1 protein-coding gene and 1 pseudogene are annotated in these 533 nt (G+C 48.2%); both read left to right on the forward strand.

Annotated features, from left to right (window positions below):
• A partial coding sequence (locus R8N49_RS29985; protein ID WP_318190809.1) for an ACT domain-containing protein occupies window positions 1-385 on the forward strand: 385 nt, incomplete at its 5' end.
• 57 nt (window positions 386-442) lie between these two features.
• Window positions 443-533: pseudogene (locus R8N49_RS29990) on the forward strand (tRNA (guanosine(18)-2'-O)-methyltransferase TrmH); the annotation flags it as partial.

Raw genomic sequence — 533 nt, forward strand, 5'->3', positions numbered from 1 at the left:
CCCAATTCCAGATGACCACATCATTGCGCATGTGTCTCCTGGCCGTGGCTTGGTTGTTCACCGTGAAACGTGTCCAAATGTGCGCGGTTACCAAAAAGAGCCGGACAAATACATGGCCGTTGCGTGGTCTGACGATTACGACAAAGAGTTTATCGCAGAACTGAAAGTAGACATGCTCAACCACCAAGGTGCTCTGGCAGAATTGACCAACGTGATTTCGAAAACAGGCTCCAATATCCATGGCCTGTCGACCGAAGAACGTGATGGCCGACTGTATACTGTCACCGTTCTGCTGACGACTAAAGATCGTGTCCACCTTGCAGGTATCATGCGAAAAATCAAAGCGATGCCGCAGGCGACCCGAGTCAGACGAAGAAAGAACTAAACTCATCGCCACCCACTCACACTGGGTGGCGATTTTTTTATACCCTATTTATTTACTATGAATTTAGAACGTTACCACCGTATCCATCAGGTGCTTAAAGCACGCCAAACCGACCTTACTTTGTGCCTAGAAGAGGTTCACAAACCTA

It is taken from the genome of Vibrio sp. 1978, assembly GCF_033344345.1.